This is a genomic window from Clostridium sp. HBUAS56010 (genome assembly GCF_007115105.1).
Taxonomy (GTDB): domain Bacteria; phylum Bacillota; class Clostridia; order Lachnospirales; family Lachnospiraceae; genus Lacrimispora.
In genome coordinates this window covers 12,142-30,538 of sequence record NZ_SULJ01000008.1, presented here as the reverse complement: position 1 = coordinate 30,538, position 18,397 = coordinate 12,142, and the positions used below count along the sequence as shown (strand labels likewise).

The 18,397-nt window shown below is 39.8% G+C and carries 19 protein-coding genes; 17 read left to right on the top strand and 2 right to left on the bottom strand.

From position 1 onward, the window contains the following. On the top strand, nt 1-774 hold the full coding sequence (locus FAY33_RS13035; RefSeq protein ID WP_143321672.1) for a nitroreductase family protein: 774 nt from the start codon (nt 1-3) through the stop codon (nt 772-774). An 80-nt stretch (nt 775-854) separates the two neighbouring features. On the opposite strand, the gene FAY33_RS13030 is transcribed toward FAY33_RS13035, so the two are convergent. Further along, nucleotides 855-2,909, bottom strand: coding sequence for an alkaline phosphatase family protein (locus FAY33_RS13030; RefSeq protein WP_143321671.1), 2,055 nt, complete (start codon nt 2,907-2,909; stop codon nt 855-857). 329 nt (nt 2,910-3,238) lie between these two features. On the opposite strand from FAY33_RS13030, the gene FAY33_RS13025 reads away from it, so the two are divergent. From FAY33_RS13025 to FAY33_RS13005, 5 genes are all read left to right on the top strand, one after another. Continuing rightward, nucleotides 3,239-4,189, top strand: a complete 951-nt coding sequence (locus FAY33_RS13025; protein WP_143321670.1) for a LysR family transcriptional regulator — start codon at nt 3,239-3,241, stop codon at nt 4,187-4,189. A gap of 37 nt (nt 4,190-4,226) precedes the next feature. Next, entirely contained in the window at nt 4,227-4,946 is a 720-nt protein-coding gene (locus FAY33_RS13020) for an ABC transporter permease (protein WP_347562696.1), read from the top strand. A 20-nt stretch (nt 4,947-4,966) separates the two neighbouring features. Beyond that, nucleotides 4,967-6,079 carry an ABC transporter substrate-binding protein gene (locus FAY33_RS13015; protein WP_143321668.1) on the top strand — a complete coding sequence of 371 codons (1,113 nt, stop codon included), beginning with the start codon at nt 4,967-4,969 and terminating at the stop codon, nt 6,077-6,079. After that, a complete protein-coding gene (locus tag FAY33_RS13010) occupies nt 6,079-6,885 on the top strand; it encodes an ABC transporter ATP-binding protein (RefSeq protein ID WP_143321667.1) in 807 nt (268 codons plus the stop codon). Before FAY33_RS13015 ends, FAY33_RS13010 begins: the two co-directional genes overlap by 1 nt. Nucleotides 6,886-7,010: 125 nt before the next feature. Beyond that, nucleotides 7,011-7,991, top strand: coding sequence for a D-isomer specific 2-hydroxyacid dehydrogenase family protein (locus FAY33_RS13005; protein ID WP_143321666.1), 981 nt, complete (start codon nt 7,011-7,013; stop codon nt 7,989-7,991). A 52-nt stretch (nt 7,992-8,043) separates the two neighbouring features. On the opposite strand, the gene FAY33_RS13000 is transcribed toward FAY33_RS13005, so the two are convergent. Further along, nucleotides 8,044-8,457, bottom strand: coding sequence for an Hsp20/alpha crystallin family protein (locus FAY33_RS13000; protein ID WP_143321665.1), 414 nt, complete (start codon nt 8,455-8,457; stop codon nt 8,044-8,046). 196 nt (nt 8,458-8,653) lie between these two features. Between FAY33_RS13000 and FAY33_RS12995 the strand changes: the two genes are divergently transcribed. From FAY33_RS12995 to FAY33_RS19950, 11 genes are all read left to right on the top strand, one after another. Continuing rightward, entirely contained in the window at nt 8,654-9,316 is a 663-nt protein-coding gene (locus FAY33_RS12995; protein WP_143321664.1) for a YkgJ family cysteine cluster protein, read from the top strand. Between the two features lie 73 nt (nt 9,317-9,389). After that, entirely contained in the window at nt 9,390-10,307 is a 918-nt protein-coding gene (gene pyrF / locus FAY33_RS12990) for an orotidine-5'-phosphate decarboxylase (RefSeq protein WP_143321663.1), read from the top strand. An 8-nt stretch (nt 10,308-10,315) separates the two neighbouring features. Continuing rightward, complete coding sequence (locus FAY33_RS12985; protein WP_143321662.1) at nt 10,316-11,092, top strand: dihydroorotate dehydrogenase electron transfer subunit; 777 nt, start codon at nt 10,316-10,318, stop codon at nt 11,090-11,092. Next, entirely contained in the window at nt 11,089-11,991 is a 903-nt protein-coding gene (locus FAY33_RS12980) for a dihydroorotate dehydrogenase (protein WP_143321661.1), read from the top strand. The genes FAY33_RS12985 and FAY33_RS12980 overlap by 4 nt, the downstream gene beginning before the upstream one ends. 794 nt (nt 11,992-12,785) lie before the next feature. Further along, entirely contained in the window at nt 12,786-13,163 is a 378-nt protein-coding gene (locus FAY33_RS12975; protein WP_143321660.1) for an HU family DNA-binding protein, read from the top strand. Then, nucleotides 13,148-13,381 (top strand): cold shock domain-containing protein, encoded by a 234-nt coding sequence (locus tag FAY33_RS12970; protein WP_143321659.1) that lies wholly within the window; start codon nt 13,148-13,150, stop codon nt 13,379-13,381. Before FAY33_RS12975 ends, FAY33_RS12970 begins: the two co-directional genes overlap by 16 nt. After that, nucleotides 13,362-13,802: a hypothetical protein gene (locus FAY33_RS12965; protein ID WP_143321658.1), complete on the top strand. Its 441-nt coding sequence runs from the start codon at nt 13,362-13,364 to the stop codon at nt 13,800-13,802. The genes FAY33_RS12970 and FAY33_RS12965 overlap by 20 nt, the downstream gene beginning before the upstream one ends. A gap of 13 nt (nt 13,803-13,815) precedes the next feature. Next, entirely contained in the window at nt 13,816-13,977 is a 162-nt protein-coding gene (locus FAY33_RS19520) for a hypothetical protein (protein WP_185967621.1), read from the top strand. Nucleotides 13,978-14,436: 459 nt separating this feature from the next. Next, on the top strand, nt 14,437-15,507 hold the full coding sequence (locus FAY33_RS12960) for a hypothetical protein (protein WP_143321657.1): 1,071 nt from the start codon (nt 14,437-14,439) through the stop codon (nt 15,505-15,507). A 157-nt stretch (nt 15,508-15,664) separates the two neighbouring features. Beyond that, nucleotides 15,665-16,918 carry a site-specific integrase gene (locus FAY33_RS12955; RefSeq protein WP_143321656.1) on the top strand — a complete coding sequence of 418 codons (1,254 nt, stop codon included), beginning with the start codon at nt 15,665-15,667 and terminating at the stop codon, nt 16,916-16,918. Between the two features lie 17 nt (nt 16,919-16,935). Then, nucleotides 16,936-18,342 (top strand): tyrosine-type recombinase/integrase, encoded by a 1,407-nt coding sequence (locus tag FAY33_RS19950; protein ID WP_243126736.1) that lies wholly within the window; start codon nt 16,936-16,938, stop codon nt 18,340-18,342. Nucleotides 18,343-18,397: the final 55 nt, after the last annotated feature.

Below are 18,397 nucleotides of genomic sequence, written 5' to 3'. Positions count from 1 at the left end.
ATGAATCTTTATCAGATGATATTTAAAAGAAGATCCATCAGAAAATTCAAAAAAGAGCAGGTTTCGCCCCAGCTTTTGAAGGATATTCTTTATTTTGGGAATTGTGTATTAAAGCTTCACGGGGATATTTCTGTCAAGATGGAGATCTATGACAATATGGATGGGAACCTTTCTGTAAAAGGCTTATGGAAGGTAGAAGCCCCTTATTATATCGTGCTTTATTCAGAAGAGAAAGAAGGTTACATGGCAAATGCAGGTTTTATTCTGGAGCCGGTGCTTCTTTATATGACTGGAAAAGGTCTGGGAACCTGTTATCTAGGCAATGCAAAGGTTGACCGCCCCGGTCCTTCTGACTTCAAACAGGTCATAACCGTTGCGTTCGGATATCCAAAGACCTTACTTTACCGGGACCCGGCGACTGCAAAACGTCTTCCCTTAAAGGAACTGTGTATATTTAAAGAAGAAGCCGGCGAACCGGTAAAAAACATTTTAAAGGCGGCAAGACTTGCTCCCTCGGCGATGAACACCCAGCCCTGGAGATTCATTGTTTATCACGACCGGATTTATATTTTTGCCTGTAAGGAGTTTCTTCCGTCTGCATCGGTCATATCCATGCGGGAACTGAGCATTGGAATTATGCTGTCGCATCTGACCATTGCAGCAGAGGAGATGTGGATGAATATAAAACTGGAAGTGGAAGAGGCAATGTTAAAAAAATCTTATAAAAGCGGAACCTATGTAACAACGGCATATATAAAAGAATTTAACTGCTGAGATTCCCGCTTTTACAGAGAACGAAAGAGAAGACCCTTATCTGGATCTTCTCTTTCGTTCTCTCTATCATTTCCATACAGTTAGAATTCTTCTAATAATATCTGATAGATGGGAGCTCCTTCGCACTGGGATGGAATTCTGGTGCCAAGAAGCACTGCAATGGTAGGAGTTACATCCACCTGCCGGATAACCCGTTCTGTGGTACATCCGTCTTTGATTCCTTCCCCGGCAGCAATAAATACCGGTGAAACAGAGGTATTGAAATATCCGTCTGCAGTGGTAAGACCATCTCCATGAAGCCGGTTAAAGCCTTCTTCAACCGTAAAGAATATATCTCCGCACTCCGGTCCGTTTGTGCCAAAAAGAACCGCATCTTTATTTCTTAAAGCAACTCCCACCACACGTTTTTGGGTGTAGGGGTCCCGATAGCCATACAGGTCTGATATAATCTGTTCTTCCAACTGGTATTTTTCTTCTTGTTCCACGATTCCGTGTTTGTCCCTTCCCTTTAGATTTATGTAGATATAGTTGCTTCGGATCTGAACGGCTCTGGTTTTTTCCCAGTCGATTTCATCAATGGAATTGCCTTGTGCATCTTTTTTTAGAACTGTATATCCCAGTTCCTCCATGACTTTTGTATTTAAGCCGCCGTATTCTCCCAGAATCGGCGGTACATTTTCGCCTACCAGCAAGCCGTGGTCCGATACAATGAAAATGGTAAAGCCCTCATCAAGGTAGTGGAGGAATCGTCCCAGATAATGATCTGTCTGTATATAAAAGCGTTCAATCAGCTCCTGGTAGATTTTTTCATCTGTATGGTTCCAGGGTTCAAGCGTTTTTGCCAGATGCCAGATCTGATGTCCGGCGCAGTCAATATTGTGGAGATGGCTGAATACCACGTCATAGTGTTCCTTGTCAATTAAGTATTCCAGGCTGTCTGCCTGCCACTGGCTGTATATATTCCAGGAAGGTTCGAAGATCTGATCTACCAGCTCTGAATCTTCTCCGCCAATCAGGCTTACTGGAGGAATGTTACCAACGTCTTTAACCAGTTTTTCATAAAGAGAAGCCGGATGCCAGAGCATTTTATTGGTGATGTCAAGGGCATTGCTGATCCAGAGGCGAAGGGTAGAGCCGTCCGGACTTAGTTCCAGTATTTTATAGGATCTGCAGCAAGGTCTGGTAGTTCCTTTTTTTGTGGCATCATCTATGACGCCCGAGATCATCTCTCCCTTTGGAATGATGACAAAGGGTTCTTTGTCATGTTTGGAACGGTATAGGGAGACTTTATCGTATGCTCCTGATTCACTTTTGGTAATCAACCCATAGCGTTCTTCCTTGCCGCCTGAGATTAAAATGGTAAATTCCAGTCCGCCTTCAGGAGCAGCAGTCCAGTCTGTGGCAGGCTGAATGGGGGAAAACACAACGTCATAAGCCACCTTGGCACCGATCATCATCTCTGTGTCCTCAAGATCTTTTATATAGGTTCTGATTTCTCCCCCGCTTCTTGCTGCGTCTCCCCACCACAGTTCCATCATCTCGTCATCATCTGTATTTTCCTCAGAAATGACCTGGTGCAGATCCGTAATGTTGCAGCCCACACCGGCAGCTTTTTGGGTATGAGGAACAAACCGCAGCGATCTGGTTTCTGGTGAGGCGTAGACAATCTTTTCCCAATCCATCTGGGCAACGCCCATGTTCACGGAACCTGGCTGTGTTCCATCCACCACATGGAGCAGGGGACTTTGAGAGGTTGGGGGCCAGGACGAACCAGGCCAATGCCATACCAGGGTTTTTAACCCCTCTTCTGTGGTCACATTCCAGAGCTGTTCGGCTTTGCAGTTTCTGGAATCCATGTTATAGACGACTGCATCCAGACTTTCCGGTGACTGACGCCAATAACAGGTGATACCGTGGGTTCCCGGATATGCTCCGGTGGCAAGGGTGGTCCAGCAGGGAGGGGTAATGGTAGGATGTGCACCCAGCATCTCAAGCCCTTGTCTGGCAGACCCCATGGAAAGGTATTTTTTGATATTCGGCAATTTGCCCTCTTTCACCATTCTTTTTGTGGTAACCGGGTCCATACCATCAATCCCCAGTACAATTAATTTCTTTGTTCTAGCGTTTCGCTTCATGTTTACCTCCTTAAAAATAACTAATTACATTATAAACCATTAAACATACTTGAAAAATAGGAAAATAATATACGGGGTATCGGAAATTCTAATAATCCCCTTTTATCAAGGAAAATACAGGATTTTTAAATTTTTGCCTCATCATAATACATATAAACATGTTGACAATATATGTTTATCGGTTTATTATGTTGATAATTTCTTGCTGATAATTGAAGATCTGAAACCGTATGGTATGGGATCATGGCCGGGAGGAGGACCATAGAAGTAGTGTTTACCAATAAAATGTTGAAAATAAGGATTCTGGAAAGGTGAGGTTTTAGAAGGGGTTGAAGATTGAACAATTATATTTATTTAAAGAAGCTGTAAAATATAATTCTGTTTCTGCGGCTGCTGAGAAGAATTTCATGTCTCAGTCATCGGTAAGTTCTTCGATTATCAATCTGGAGAAGGAGCTTGGGACGGAACTTTTGAGGAGAAGCAATGCTGGTGTGTCTCCCACCATAACCGGAGAATTGCTGCTTAAAAAGGCAGAAGAGATTTTAAAGGCAATTGATGACATTACGGAAATGGCAAGGGAGCAGCAAAAAGCAGGAGAAATAAGCATCTCCTGTATTCCCTGCATCTGTGACTGGATTATTCCATCCACGGTGCACAGTCTGAAAGAAGATATGGCAGACATTCTTTTTTCTGTCACAACAGGGGAGAGCAGTCAGGTAGCTCATGATGTTTCCTCTGGTATCGCAAAGTTTGGAATTCTCATACATTACGGAGAGTTAGAGCGGAGCACAGATCTTAAGTATACCCCTCTGTTTCAGGATGAGTATGTCCTTTATGTGGGGAAAAGTTCTCCTTATTGGGACAGAGAAAGCATTACATACGGGGAACTGCTGGAGGAGCCCTACATTGCTTACCGGGATGAATTTAAACGGTATAACGGTGGTCTTACCAATATGATCGGCTCCGGTAAACTTCCAAAGGTGGTTTTCCGCACCGATAATCTGGATTCCATTAAAAGCATGATTACTTATAATCAATATGTGGCTTTTTTTCCACGCTGCATGTCGGAAAATGATTTTTATGTTCAAAACGGTCACATTCGAAGGCTTAAAGTGTCGGATAAAAGTCTGTCTTTTGAAGTTGGATATGTGGAAAGCATAAAGTACAAACTGAAAAAATTAGACAAAATCGTGCTGAATGCGGTCAAAGACACGGTCCGGAAAATGGGGCAGAAACAAGGGATATTGGAAGGGGGAGAGAACAATCAAAAAGCCAAATGAAAAATATATGATCAGCATTTTTACCGGAGCTGTCATTTTGACAGTCTGGATCGCGGCAACCTGGAATAACCGGATTTCAAGTATTATTATTCCTTCGCCCACTGCAATCGGAGCCTGTTTTATCAATCTGCTTAAAGAAGGGTATAAAGGCCATTCTTTATGGGTCCATATGGCAGCCAGTTTAAGAAGACTTTTTATTGCGTATTTTTTTGCAGTAGTCACTGGAACGGCTCTGGGATTGTTGAGCGGATACTCAGAAAGGGTGCGTGGGGTTTTTGAACCTATAATCGCATTTATAAGACCACTGCCTCCTTTGGGCTATTATACCATCATAATTTTGTGGATGGGCATAGGAGATGGCTCTAAAATACTTTTATTGTTCTTAGGTGCCATAGCGCCTGTCTTTGTCTCTTGTGTGGCAGGAGTCACAAGGGTGAAACAGGACTACATTAACCGCGCCAGAACCCTGGGGGCAGGCAAAGGACAGATATTTCTTCATGTAATCCTTCCCGCCTCTCTTCCTGATATATTTGTAGGTTTGAGAAATGCCATGAGTGTGGCTTATGCCACTTCCGTGGCGGCAGAAATGGTAGCTGCCGTATCTGGAATCGGGTGGATGGTGTTAGATGCAAGTAAGTATCTCAGGAGCGATGTCATCTTTGTGGGAATCATAATTATGGGGGTTACAGGAATCTTTCTTGACAGAATCCTGCTTTATCTGGAAACCAGAATTGTATTCTGGAAAGGAAAATATTAATTATAATCGGGAGGCTCTATATGAAAAGAAAAAAGGAAATTATTTTTTTAGGTCTTACAGCCATTCTTTCTATTCAATTGCTGGGATGTGGCTTGAAAAACACCAGTTTAGACAGTGATTCATCAAAAACGTCAGATTTATCCCAGATGTCCGAGAAAGACCCGGTCACTGGAGAGATCTACCCAGACCAGATTAATGTGGGAATTATCGAAGGAGGACCGGAATCTGCCATTTTACTGAAGGAAGATTTTTTAAGTGATATTGGAGTTAAGGTGAATGCAGTTACTTATTCGGCAGGTACAGATATTAACAATGGGGTAGTATCCGGTCAGGTGGATGTGGCATCCTTTGGGTCTTCTCCGATCGCCCTGGGAATTGCCAATGGAATCCAGTATAAGGCAGTGTATGTTCCTTATGTACAGGGCGGGAATATTGAAGCTTTGGCAGTAAAAAAAGACTTAAATGCAAAAACGGTAGCAGACTTAAAGGGTAAGACCATTGCAGCGCCATTTGGAACAACGGCCCATTATGCTCTTTTAAATGCTCTGGAGCTGGGGGGCTTAAAGGACGGCGATGTGACACTTCTGGATATGTCTGGTCAGGATATTGTGGCAGCATGGACCAGGGGAGATATTGATGGGGCATACATATGGAGTCCGGCTCTTGATGAATGTTTAAAGGATGGTACGATTTTGATCAATGACGGGGAACTGGCAAAACAAGGAGTTCTTATTCCTGAAATTGCAGTGGCAGAAACCAGCTTTTCAGAGAAATATCCAACTCTTGTGGCCCGTTATGTAAAGGCTCTTATGAACGTTCACGATCTGGTCAAGGAAAATCCGGATCAGGCAGTAAAGGAGGTGGCTGAATGGGAAGGAATTTCTGAGGAAAGTGCCAGAGGGCAGATCAATGATAATATATGGGTATCCGGAGAAGAGCAGTTGTCTGAGAGCTATCTGGGAACAGCAGAGAGCAAGGGGAAGCTGTTTGGTACCTTAAAAACCATTGCCGAGTTTCATCATTCCCAGGGGAACATCAGCCAGACTCCTGATGAGAAGAGCATTGCCGATGCGGTAGATCCGACTTTTGCAGAGCAGGCATTGCAGTTTAAAACGGGAGGAGCGGGAGAATAATGGAAGAGGAAGAAGGAAAAAACTTTTATGAAACCGCCAATGAACTGATTTCCATTGATCATGTATCATTATCCTATGATAAAAGCGGAGGTGGAAGTCCTGCAATCTCTGAATTGAATCTCAATATTTATCAGGGAGAATTCGTGTGTGTCATGGGACCAAGCGGTTGCGGCAAAAGTACTCTTTTAAATATTCTGGCGGGTTTTATCCCGCCTACAGAAGGAACTGTAAGGCTGAACCAGAAAGAGATTAAGGGAATTGATTCCCAAAGGGGAGTTGTTTTTCAGCATCCGCCGCTTTATGAATGGTATTCTGTCAGAAAAAACATAGCTTTTGGCCCGATGATGAAAAAAGTTCCAAAGAAAAAGATAGAACAGGACGTAAAAGTCTATCTGGATCAGGTTGGTCTAATGGAATTTGCAGATAAAAAGGTATATGAATTATCCGGCGGAATGAGACAGAGAGCAGCCATAGCAAGTGCTCTCATCAACAATCCGGATATTCTGCTGATGGATGAACCTTTTGGCGCCCTGGATGCCCTTACAAGAGAACAGATGCAGGCATTAATCCGTAAGATATGGTGGAATTCAGGAAAGACTATCTTTTTTATTACCCATGATGTGGATGAAGCACTGCTTTTAGGAACCAGAATCCTGGTTATGTCCAGAAGACCCGGAAAAGTCATCGCAGATTTTCCTGCACAATTTACCAGGGATTTTATTGAGGAAAATTCCGATGAGGCAAGATATACGGAAAAATTTCATCAGAAAAGAAAATATGTACTTCAATTGATCAATGAACAGTAAACGTTGGCAGAGACATAGGTGAAATTTCATGGTGTAAAACCAAAGCTCTTGCAGGAATGTTTGGAATGTATTAAAATACAGTCATCTTGAAGCATTCAATCAATAGAGAGAAGGAGTGGTGGTTCATGAAATTGCTTGCATATAATGTCCGTACAGACGAATCAATGTTTTTTCAGAGATTTTCAGAAAAATATGGGGTAGAACTTCATACGGTGCCTTACAGCCCTTCATTAGAGAACGCAGAACATGTACAAGGTTTTGACGCAGTGAGTATTGTCACTTCCTCCATTACCAAAGAAATACTAAAAAAATGGAAAGCTGGCGGAATCCGCTGTGTATCGACCCGCACTGCAGGCTATGATCATATAGACATGGAGGCTGCCAAAACCTTAGGCATTCCTGTCTCCACAGTCAATTATACCCCTGCAAGTGTGGCGGAATATACGGTAATGCTCATTCTGATGACATTACGCAAAGTAAAAACAATTGTGACACGGGGGCTTGTCCAGGATTTTTCACTCACGAAGGTAAGGGGACGGGAACTCCGTACCTGCACAGTGGGAATCATCGGAGCAGGAAGAATTGGAGAGGCTGTGATTCAGCGGCTTCGGGGGTTTGGATGCAAGATCCTGGTTCACACCTTAAACCCCAAAGAAGAGCTTGCTTCTTTTGTATCCTATGTTTCCTTAGAGGCGCTTTTGCGGGAAAGTGATGTTATTTCCCTTCATGCTCCTGCCAGGGCAGAGACAGAACATCTGATCGGGCAAAAGGAAATGGAACAGATGAAGGAGGGGGCGGTTCTGATTAATGCCGCCCGAGGGACGCTGATTGATACCCAGTCTTTGATCGCTGGTCTTGAATCGGGAAAAATCGGTGCCGCAGCTTTGGATGTGTTGGAAAATGAAAGAAAAATATTTTATAAAGATTTAAAATATAAAGTAATCCCAAACCGGGATCTGGCAGTTTTGCAGTCCATGCCCAATGTAATCATCACGCCTCACACGGCTTTTTATACGGAAGAGGCGGTCAGTGATATGGTGGAATATTCGATTCTAAGCTGCAAGTATGAAGCGGAGGGAAAAGACAATCCGTGGAGAGTGGAATAACATAAAAAATACCGCCCAGATCTTTTGGACGGTATTTTTTATGTTATTAGATTTATTCGATCGCAATATAATGGCTTTCTTCAATTGCTTTTGGTACTTCTTTTGGAACGGTAAGTCTTAAAACTCCGTTTTCAAAGGAAGCTTTAATGTCATCTTGTTTCAGACCGGAACCAACATAAAAGCTTCGTTTCAGAGAACTGTGATAACGCTCTTTACGAATGTAGTTTTTATCCTGATCAGAATTCTCTTCTGAGGAAGCTTCTGCAGAGATGGTTAAATATCCGTCTTTTAATTCGGCTTTTACCATATCTTTTGCATATCCCGGTAATTCCATGTCAATAACGTAGTTTGTTCCGTCGTCTTCAATATCGGTTTTCATCAGGGATTGTCTGGTCTGATATGCATCCGTAAAAAAAGGATCATTGAAAAAGTCTTCAAATAAATTGTTTCTTCTGGATAATAACATATGAACTCCTCCTTTTCCTATTACATGTGCATCAGATTGCTGGTGCATTTATTTATTTGTTATACATGTAATATAACACTTATTATTAGCACTGTCAAGAGGTGAGTGCTAATTTTTTAAAATTTTTTTATTGCTACTGAGAGAAGAGGATGATAAACTATCAATGCTTTTATAAAAGAGATAAAGAGGACAGGTTATGAAACGAGACATAGATTTAAAGGAGATTTCGGATGGCAGGCTTTATGGGCTGAATGATATGGTGAAAGCGGATTGCAAAGACTGTGAGGGCTGTTATTCCTGTTGTCAGGGAATGGGAAAGTCTGTGGTTCTTGACCCCTTTGACTGTTACAGGCTGACCAGACATTTATCCTGCAGTATGGAAATGCTGCTTCTTGATAAGCTTGAATTAAATGTGGTGGACGGAATTATTCTGCCCAATTTAAACATGTCAGGAGAGGAAGAACGGTGTGGCTTTCTGGATGAGAAAGGGAGATGCAGCATTCACAGTTCCCGGCCCGGAATCTGCAGACTTTTTCCTCTTGGAAGAATTTACGAGGAAGACGGATTTCGTTATTTTCTCCAGATCCATGAATGCCGCATGGAAAAACGGTCAAAAGTAAAAGTCCGTAAGTGGATTGACACACCGGATTTGAAGCGATATGAAACATTTATTTATCAATGGCATTGCCTTTTAAAAGAACTTGAAGAGAAAATAGCAGAAAGTAAAGACCTGGAATTGGCGAATAAGATCAGCGTTCTGCTATTAAAAACATTTTATCTGACAAGCTATGAATCAGAGGAAGATTTCTTCCGTCAGTTTGATGAGCGGCGCTCCTTTGCTTTCTTTGAAAAAGCTTGAAGCCAGTTCTTTCTTATGATAGAATTGGAAAGAATCGAGAATAATAAGGCAAAGAACAACCAAGGAGGAAACAATGATCAGGCAGTTAATTGAAAAAATCCAGAAAACAAAAGCCCCAGTCTGTGTAGGTTTAGACCCTATGCTTAGCTATATCCCAGAGCATATTGTGAAGAAGGCATTTGAAGAATTTGGTGAAACTCTGGAGGGTGCTGCAGAAGCAATCTGGCAGTATAACAAAGAAATTATCGACCATGTTTATGATCTGATTCCCTCCGTGAAACCCCAGATTGCCATGTATGAGCAGTTTGGTATAGAGGGTTTAAAGACCTATGTGAAAACAGTTAACTATTGTCAGGAAAAGGGGCTATTGGTCATTGGAGATGCCAAAAGGGGAGATATTGGTTCCACATCTGCCGCCTATGCAACTGCACATATTGGAAAAGTAAAGGTAGGGAATAACAGCTTTTCTGCCTTTGGTACGGATTTCCTTACGGTTAATCCATATCTTGGAACAGACGGAATCAAGCCTTTTGTGGATGTTTGCCGGGAAGAGGATAAGGGACTTTTTGTCCTGGTTAAGACTTCCAATCCTTCCAGCGGAGAGTTCCAGGATCGTCTGATTGATGGACGTCCTCTCTATGAACAGGTTGCGGAAAAGGTAGTGGAGTGGGGAAGCCAGTCCATGGATGGCACTTACAGCAATGTAGGAGCTGTTGTAGGAGCAACTTATCCGGAGATGAGCGCCATTCTTCGTAAACTTATGCCAAACACTTATTTTCTGGTGCCTGGTTACGGAGCACAGGGCGGAACCGCAGAAGACTTAAAACCATGTTTTAATGAAGATGGATTAGGTGCTGTTGTAAACTCTTCCAGAGGAATTATTGCAGCTTATAAGCAGGATAAATATAAGAAGTTTGGAGCAGAGCATTTTGGAGAAGCCTCCAGACAGGCAGTGATTGATATGGTGACAGACATCAACCGGGTATTATAGGAGGAATCATGGCAAAAGCATTGGAATCAGCAAGGGTCACCAGTCAGATCAGGCTGGCAGAAGGTGTATACAGCATGTGGATTGAGACAAGACAGATGGCAGAGCAGGCGACGCCTGGCCAGTTCCTTTCTCTCTATTCAAAAGACAGTTCCAAATTACTTCCCCGTCCCATCAGTATTTGTGAAGTAGACAAAGAAAATGGCAGGTTAAGAATCGTATACCGGATTCTGGGAAGTGGAACAGAAGAATTCTCTCATTATAAAGAAGGGGATCTTGTGGAGATTATGGGTCCTCTGGGGAATGGATTCCCTTTAGAGGTAGGAGCTGGAAAAAAGGCGTTCTTAATCGGAGGCGGAATCGGAATTCCGCCAATGTTAGAGCTGGCAAAGCAGCTTGCTTGTGAAAAGCAGATCATTCTGGGTTATCGGGATTCTTTGTTTTTAAATGAGGAATTTTTACCCTATGGTGATACATTTATTGCCACAGAAGATGGAAGTCAGGGAACAAAGGGCAATGTACTAAATGCAATAGAAGAACATCAGTTAAAGGCAGATGTGATCTATGCCTGCGGACCAACTCCCATGTTAAAAGCGATTAAGGCTTATGCACTGGAGCATAAGATAGAATGTTATCTTTCTTTAGAGGAGCGGATGGCATGCGGCATCGGTGCCTGTCTTGCCTGTGTATGCAAAAGTACGGATGTAGATGACCATTCCAAAGTAAAGAATAAAAGGGTCTGCAAAGATGGTCCGGTGTTTCGGGCAGAGGAGGTAGACTTTTCATGAATACAAAAGTGAATCTGGCTGGAATTGAATTTAAGAACCCGGTTGTTACAGCTTCCGGTACGTTTGGCTCCGGTGAAGAATACAGTGAGATGGTGGATTTAAACCTGCTAGGTGCAGTGGTGACCAAAGGGGTTGCCAGCGTTCCCTGGCCAGGCAATCCAACTCCCCGGATTGCAGAGACTTACGGCGGTATGCTCAATGCCATAGGCCTGCAGAATCCAGGTATGGAGGTTTTCGCCAAAAGAGATATTCCTTTTTTACTAAAGTACGATACAAAGATCATTGTCAATGTCTGCGGCAAGACCACAGAAGATTATCTTGCAGTAGTGGATCGTCTTGCACAGGAGCCGGTGGATATGCTGGAGATCAACATTTCCTGTCCCAATGTAAAAGAAGGCGGAATTGCTTTTGGTCAGGACCCTAAGGCAGTGGAAGCCATTACACGGGAAGTGAAAAAACATGCAAAACAGCCGGTTATTATGAAATTAAGCCCTAATGTAACCGACATCGCCGAGATGGCAAAAGCGGCAGAAGCAGGGGGAGCGGATGCGCTTTCTCTTATTAATACATTGACCGGAATGAAGATTGATATTAACCGTCAGACCTTTGCCGTAGCCAATAAAACCGGCGGTCTGTCCGGTCCTGCTGTCAAACCCATTGCGGTGCGCATGGTCTATCAGGTTGCCAATGCGGTGAAGCTTCCGATTATTGGCATGGGTGGAATTATGAATGCGGATGATGCCATCGAGTTTATTCTGGCAGGTGCAACAGCGGTTTCCGTGGGGACAGCTAATTTCCGGAATCCTTACGCGGCAAAAGAGATTGTAAGTGGAATCGAAGCTTATATGAAGAAACATAAAGTGGAAGATATCCGTGATCTGATCGGGGCAGTGCGTTAATATTTTACATTTCACAGAAGCTCTATATCAGTTGGCTATGATTGATATATGGCTTCTGTGTTTTACTGAAGGGAGCTTATGAAGTGTGATAGAAGTGTAATGAAAGGAAAAGAATGGCTGTTTTATCTTTTTCTTTTGATTTTATATCTTTTAAAAAGAAGATATTTTCGCATGAGAAAGACAATTGCCGATTGAAAATAAATATTGGGTATGGTAAAATTAGGGACGAATGTTCTGGGGTTATTTAGGGCGTGTAAGATAATCATGTAGATCGAAGTGCTGATAAGCGCATAAAATAAGGAGAAAATGATAAAATGGAACAGTATAAGCAGGAATTTATTGAATTTGTAATATCCTTCAGTTCCAGAGGTTTAAAAATCCTTGCAAATGCTTGATTTTACGACACTTTAGGGTTATTCCGATGAGATATCTACTTATCGTAACTTATCGCAAAATATCAAAGTTTGATGTTAAAATGGTGTAGTAAATGGTGTAGTAAATCGGAGAAAATTAATAGGTTAGGACATTAGCATAAGTCCTTTATCAGTTGTAGAAATATGATTGATAGAGGGCTTATTTTAGTGCCTTAAATTCCAATGTAAAAATCCCTTTACCCATCATTGAAATGTCTGTATGGACATTCTGGTGCTTCACAGGGGCATTGTAACAGCACTAATACACGACACTAGCAAATAGCAATTTTATGAAAATTGAGATTCCGATAATGACCGGAGATTTCAGCAGATATCGGCACCACCGATAACAATTTTATAAAAAATCAAGGAGGAAATTAAGTGAGCAAAGAAAAACATGACCATGGATTTACAATCTGGAGAGCAATAGAACGGGTTTGGAGAAGGGAGGATAATGCTTACACCAAGAAGTCAATTGAAAATATTCTGAAAATGTATGCAGAAGAATGTCTCAGAGCATTAATGGAAGGTGAAAAGGTCAGCATTAAGGGAGTAGGTACAATTCGTCCTACTATCGTTAGAACTTCACATTGTGGACTTGCCACGATGAAGGACAAGGAAGGTGAGCTTCGTACATTTGTAAGATTACATTTCCACACAAATGATTTATTTAAAAAGAGTTTGAAAGAAAGATTAAGCAAGAATATGGAAAAAGGAATTCATGGATTGAAAGGAGAAGACGAATGTTTGGAACAGTAACAAAGTATTTTGAAGACAAGGGTTTTGGATTTATTCGTGGTGAGAATGGTCAGTCGTATTTTATCCATTGGTCAAAATTAAACGGGGAACATGTCGAACGTGGATATCTGGTAAATTTCGATGTGTATTCAACAGATAGAAGTGATTATAATGCCATGAATATATCTGTGATTGAAGCCGCAGAAAGGAAATATAAGAATGGCAAAAAGAATAAGTAATATGAGCCAGTTGACTGCTGCACTTATACCAACAATGGAAAATATGGTAAGTATCCTGGAAGATAGAGTATATGAAACCTTGAATTATTATTTACAATCCTATTATGATTCCTATTCGCCAGAATCGTACAGAAGGTCATATGATTTTTTGCGATCAGCGGTAAAAGTTGAGCCTAAGAGAGTAGGAAATAAGGTGGTAGCGTCTGTATACATTGATTATGACTCCATGGATAATTATTACAATGCTACAGGATCTGAGGTGGCCACATGGGCAAATCTGGGATTACATGGCGGCTTAGATGTAGGAAATAATACTCCCCGTGTTTGGGACGAGACAATAGAAAATACCGTTGAGAATGGGGAATTGTTGAAACTGGCAATTAAATATCTGAAGAGTAAAGGCTTTTCAGTAAGAACATAGGAGGATTTACATAATGGAGTTAAGTAACAGAGTAGCAGTTATCAGCAGCGAGAATATGAATGGATTGAATCAGTTATATGGAAACATGACGCATGATGATCTGGAGCGAATTGTAAATAAGCATATTGCGGTTGCCATTGATGAAATAATGGAAGACAACAACTGCTGCCATTAAGAATTTATATGTATTTGTATTTCCTAGTTACCGGGAAGTAAAAGAAAGGTAATGCCACGATTCAAGAGTATTTCTAATTTTCTATGTGTAATCAACGTCCCCCGATTGGTGGTCGTCAATATATCAGCACAACTATTCCATGTGATAAAGACATGAAAAGTAAAAAATAGAATATTGGATTTATAAAGTTCAGGATAATGTATTCTGGGCTTATTTGCTATGGGACTGAATTAACGAGAAATGGCGATTTCTAGGGGGTAAATAATGAAGAATTGCTTATAGAATAAGGGTTTATTCATTGGGACCGTATAAAAAGCCTTATTTTACAAGGGTTTCGGTTAAAATATATCTCAAAATAAGGCGTTCTTGGGATCACCCCCCTGTATATAGAAGCCATAATGTTAAACCATGCCCCCTATAGCAATTTTCTTGAATCTCTGGTTAATAAAAGGAGGTTCAATGAATGACAATAAGATTAGCAAGAAGCAGAAGAAATTACAGGAACGTAAGGAGTGGAGAGAATATATATCAATCCAGGACGAGAGCGTTTTCAATGTAAGAAAGTATGGAGTAGAATTAATAGAAAAAGACGAAGTATTTGTACAGGTAAATAATACACGTAACTACTGGATATCCAATTATGGAAGAATTATTAACAATCTTCGGGGTAAGATATTTTATCACAAGACAACAACGGAAAATAAGTATGGAATACATTTCACGCTAACAGGTTATGATGCCAGAGGAGAAAGAACTAAGATTGACAAGTTTCTTGATAGAATAACAGCGGAGCATTTTCTAATTAAGCCTACAGGTTGTGAAAGTATTTGGCATATAGATAAAGACGTAAACAATAATTACTATAAGAATCTTGTATATGTTGACGGCTCTGAAAGGTATGCTTTGGAAAATGACATAATTACAATCAGTGATCTTCCTAGAAAACAAGAGTATATTACATACACAACGATAACAGGAAGTACAGCCTATGATATTTGGCATGGGATATATAATAGGTGTTATAAAACGGAGCAGTCCAGTTCCGGTGTATGCTATGAATCTGCTTCAATGGGCGATAAGTGGCTGAGTGATATAGATCTTTTCGTTGAATGGTATGTGGCGAATTATTATGAGTGTGATGGAGAATCCATGGCTGTAGATAAGGATTTATTATATCCTGGCAATAAAGTTTATTCTCCTGAAACGTGTTGTATTATTCCACAAACATTAAACACAATGCTTTCAAATTGCAAGAAACGTACCAATCGTTCAATATGGAGAACATCTAAAGAAAATTTACCTTTAGGAGTCCGGCATAATATAAGCATGGGAAAATATTATGGTCAGATTAAGCCATGTGGACATGATGAGACAATCACTCTGTCTTATTGGGACACGCCAGAAGAAGCCTTTGAGGAATATAAGAAAATCAAACAGGCTGATATTCTGCTAATGGCTGCTAAATATAAAAGTAAGGTTCCAAAGAATGTGTATGATGCTCTGCTGAAGTATGAGGTTCAACCGTATTGATTGAAATTGTTAATTAAATTTATAGGCATATTGGATAGAAATATCTGGTATGCCTATTTTTTTACATTTTTTTCCTGTATTACAAGTTATTGGAAGTCAATAGTTTTCTAAATATATGGTATATTTTAATTATTGATAATAATAGGGAGTGGTTTATTTGACACAGGAAGAAATCTTGAAATATGCTATTGATAATGGGGTAATTAATTTACAAGAAATTTCTCAAAAGGCTAATATTGAGCTAATGGAGAAAGTTGATGAGGTTCATAAGTATAAAATCACCAAATTGAACGGGAAGAATGATCAGCGTTGGCAAACTTATGTCTTAGATTCCAGAAAAAAGAATGGAAGAAGAATATTCAAGGCTGCTGAGAAAAATAAATTATATAATAAATTAGCAGAGTATTACAATATTATTGATACTGTAGAGTCTTCTAAATCTATGGAAGAGGTTTTTAAGAAATGGATACCGTATAAAAGAACAATAACTAATTCTGAAAACACTATTCAAAGACATATTAACCATTGGAAGAGGTATTTTGAGGGAACAGAAATTGTAAAGAAATCTATGACAAATATTGATGTGATATTGCTAGAATCATGGGCAAACAGCTTAATCAAAGATCATAATCTCACGAGAAAAGAGTGGCAGAATCTTAAAACTATTATAAATGGTATATGGACGTATGCTTTTAGAACGGGTGTTGTAAAGATCAATCCTTGGGAATCGGTCAAAATCACCGTTAGATTTAGGCAAGTAAATAAGAAAACTCCCGAAGAAGAAGTTTTCATTGGCGACGAGCTAGATAAAATAATAGTTAAATGTAATGAGTATTACGAACTTACAAAAAATGAAGTTTATCTAGCAATAATTTTTAATTTCTACTGTGGGCTGAGGGTGGGTGAACTATGTGGTTTGAAATTTAAGGATGTGAATTATGAGAAGAATTATATATCTGTTGAAAGGGAAGTTACTCAACGTATTATATTAGATGTTAACGGCAGAAGAAAATATAAGTGGATAATAGAAAATCATACAAAGACATATACGAATCGCTTTGTACCTTTAATCCCTAAAGCCAAAAATGTATTAACAAAAATTATAAGTAAACGTAACGGTGATTGTGATAAAGAGGAGTTTCTGTTTATGAGGAAGGATACTTATTTGAACAAAGAGCAAGTAAATCAATCTTTATGGAGGGTATGTGAATGCAGTGGACTTGGTAAAAAATCATCTCATAAAATTAGAAAAACGTTTGCAAGTAAACTGAATGCAAATGGGGTTCCTATTGATGAAATCAGAACGCTTTTAGGCCATTCTGATGCACAAACTACACTGGGATATATTTACAATCCTCTTCCAAAAGAAAAGACGTTAGAGATGATTAGAGATGCTTTTGATAATAATTGAGGCGGAAAATTGATAAGATGACTAAGGAATTTTCATTCATTCAAAAAGAGCAAGAACTTGATTCTTTGTATAACACCATGATACGGTTGGAATTAACATCATTAGATAAAGGAATGTGGTTTGAATTAGTTTCTAATGGAATTATAAATCCAGATGCTATAAAGCTACAAATCAATAAGTTTAAAGAAAAAAAGGTTAGAGAATGTCATAAATATAATATTGCTGATTTATATGATGGAAGAGTTGGAACGTGGGCTCCAGATGCTACAAAGCCAAGAGGGAGACGTAATATTAAAGCTGCAACATATGAGAAATTGATTGATAAACTTTATATGTTTTATTTTTTAGGGAAAATAAATACTCATGTAAGTAGAAATAGATTTTGTGACATCTTTGAAGAATGGCTTGCTTACAAATGTAAAAAGAAAAATAATACCGATGAAACGATGAAACAGAACAGAGCAAGTTACCAGAAATATGTCCAAGGTACAGAAATCGACAAAATGCCATTAAAACAAATCAAAACACTAGACCTTGAAAATTGGGCGATTGATGTACTGATTAATAATCCCATGACAGCGAAAAGTTTCAATACCCACAAGATTGTTGTTACTGGAACTCTTCGTTATGCAAAAAGAAAAGGACTAATTCCAGAAGATCCTTGGAAAAAAGAAGAGTTGGAATATACTCACCTATTCAAATCTGCAAGAAGAAAACCTTCTGCTGATATGATTTTCTATCCAGATGAAATTGAAGGTCTTATTGAAGAATTCGATAGGGGATACGAGTTGAATGGCAATATAGCCAATTTAGGGCTAAAGGGGAATTTTGAATTAGGACTTCGTATAGGTGAACTATGTGCTTTAAAATGGTCGGATATTAACTGGCAAAATGAAACTGTATTTATTCAACGTATGGAAGATAGTTCTGGAGAAGTAGTTGATTATGTAAAATCTGATGCTGAAACTGGCTATAGGGAGTTGAATCTAAGTGATGAGTTAATTGATATATTTAAGAAAATCAGAAGAAGCAGTAATATCTTGTCAGAGTATATTTTTCTGAAGGAAGATGGCTCAAGAGCAGATAAGATGGTATTTGTTCATAGACTAGAGAAAGCTGAAATCACTTTAGGTTGGAAAGAGTCCGGGAATATGAAAAGATCTCATTGTATCAGACGTACGGTTGCCAGCAGGATGAACGCTAATGGTTGGGCGTTAGATGAGATAAGACGCTGGCTCGGTCATACTATGACTTCCACTACTTTGACGTACATTTACAACCCGTTTAGAGAGAGCGAGACACAGAAAAAAGTAAAGGAAATGTCTATATTGCATACGAATAAGCATTATGTACAAGCAGATCAAGACTTTGAAAAGAGAAGTGGACATGATTCTATAAAGTCCATATTTAAAAACGTGGATTGATAGGTTTTTAATATGAAGGATAAAAATTGAATAAAATAATTTACGATAGGCCGGT

What these genes read in the sequence shown, in the direction of transcription:
- FAY33_RS13035 (WP_143321672.1), top strand. Translation starts at nt 1, where the DNA reads ATGAATCTTTATCAGATGATATTTAAAAGAAGATCCATCAGAAAATTC.
- FAY33_RS13030 (WP_143321671.1), bottom strand. Translation starts at nt 2,909, where the DNA reads ATGAAGCGAAACGCTAGAACAAAGAAATTAATTGTACTGGGGATTGAT.
- FAY33_RS13015 (WP_143321668.1), top strand. Translation starts at nt 4,967, where the DNA reads ATGAAAAGAAAAAAGGAAATTATTTTTTTAGGTCTTACAGCCATTCTT.
- FAY33_RS13010 (WP_143321667.1), top strand. Translation starts at nt 6,079, where the DNA reads ATGGAAGAGGAAGAAGGAAAAAACTTTTATGAAACCGCCAATGAACTG.
- FAY33_RS13005 (WP_143321666.1), top strand. Translation starts at nt 7,011, where the DNA reads ATGAAATTGCTTGCATATAATGTCCGTACAGACGAATCAATGTTTTTT.
- FAY33_RS13000 (WP_143321665.1), bottom strand. Translation starts at nt 8,457, where the DNA reads ATGTTATTATCCAGAAGAAACAATTTATTTGAAGACTTTTTCAATGAT.
- FAY33_RS12995 (WP_143321664.1), top strand. Translation starts at nt 8,654, where the DNA reads ATGAAACGAGACATAGATTTAAAGGAGATTTCGGATGGCAGGCTTTAT.
- pyrF (WP_143321663.1), top strand. Translation starts at nt 9,390, where the DNA reads ATGATCAGGCAGTTAATTGAAAAAATCCAGAAAACAAAAGCCCCAGTC.
- FAY33_RS12985 (WP_143321662.1), top strand. Translation starts at nt 10,316, where the DNA reads ATGGCAAAAGCATTGGAATCAGCAAGGGTCACCAGTCAGATCAGGCTG.
- FAY33_RS12980 (WP_143321661.1), top strand. Translation starts at nt 11,089, where the DNA reads ATGAATACAAAAGTGAATCTGGCTGGAATTGAATTTAAGAACCCGGTT.
- FAY33_RS12970 (WP_143321659.1), top strand. Translation starts at nt 13,148, where the DNA reads ATGTTTGGAACAGTAACAAAGTATTTTGAAGACAAGGGTTTTGGATTT.
- FAY33_RS12965 (WP_143321658.1), top strand. Translation starts at nt 13,362, where the DNA reads ATGGCAAAAAGAATAAGTAATATGAGCCAGTTGACTGCTGCACTTATA.
- FAY33_RS19520 (WP_185967621.1), top strand. Translation starts at nt 13,816, where the DNA reads ATGGAGTTAAGTAACAGAGTAGCAGTTATCAGCAGCGAGAATATGAAT.
- FAY33_RS12960 (WP_143321657.1), top strand. Translation starts at nt 14,437, where the DNA reads ATGAATGACAATAAGATTAGCAAGAAGCAGAAGAAATTACAGGAACGT.
- FAY33_RS19950 (WP_243126736.1), top strand. Translation starts at nt 16,936, where the DNA reads ATGACTAAGGAATTTTCATTCATTCAAAAAGAGCAAGAACTTGATTCT.